Source organism: Thiolapillus sp., from assembly GCF_048562965.1.
In the GTDB taxonomy this organism is placed as follows: domain Bacteria; phylum Pseudomonadota; class Gammaproteobacteria; order Chromatiales; family Chromatiaceae; genus Thiolapillus; species Thiolapillus brandeum_A.
In genome coordinates this window covers 1-773 of sequence record NZ_JBHNMF010001225.1, presented here as the reverse complement: position 1 = coordinate 773, position 773 = coordinate 1, and the positions used below count along the sequence as shown (strand labels likewise).

1 protein-coding gene is annotated in these 773 nt (G+C 48.8%); it reads left to right on the top strand.

Features of this window, described 5'->3' with window-relative positions:
- Positions 1-255 (top strand): IS66 family transposase (locus ACOCD2_RS23470; protein WP_419596422.1); only part of this gene is annotated, 255 nt, incomplete at its 5' end.
- Positions 256-773: the final 518 nt, after the last annotated feature.

The window sequence follows — 773 nt, the reverse complement described above, 5'->3', positions numbered from 1 at the left end:
AAGAAGCATGAGACGGCAGTACTGCTCTTCGCCAGACTCTCACACGTGCCGTTTACCAACAACCGGGCCGAACGTGACCTGAGAATGAGCAAAGTCAAACAGAAGGTGTCGGGGTGCTTCCGGACAAGAAAGTACGCCAAGGCCTATTGCCGCATTTCCAGTTACCTGCAGACCATGACAAATCAGGGATACAATCCGCTGGCCGCCATTCAAATGGCCTTTTCGGGACAGCTCTACGCTGATAGGGGTGAGTAGTTACATTCCACTTTGACAAGCGATTGAGTCGGTGGGGTAAATCGAAATACAAACAGCTTAAGACACTGATGCAGGCAGCGCGCTGGGTAAACCGGATAAGGCGGAAAAAGCCGCACGGTTTTCCGCACTGGCATGTTGCCTAGATGAAGAAAGGGTTGGGCAGGAAGAGCCGTATGAAGCGAGAGTTTCACGTACGGTTCTGTGAGAGGCCAAGGGGGAGGATCCCTTGGTCTACTCGACCTCGTATTTTTCGGTTGAATTCGTTTACGTTAAATCGCGCCATACACATACTTGTTCAGTGTTCCGATTTGTACCAAGATGATTTATGACAGCTAACGCCAGTGGAACCCATTGTTAAGCCGATATGACTTTATTCATATCGACAGGATATCCGGCTGTTCTTAGTTCCTTGGCAAGCTCGATTTGCCATCCCCCAGAATCCATCGATGTATATACTATTCCCGAAATGTCATTTGGTGTTTCAACATCGCCTTTCACCAGCGGACATACATTTTTTC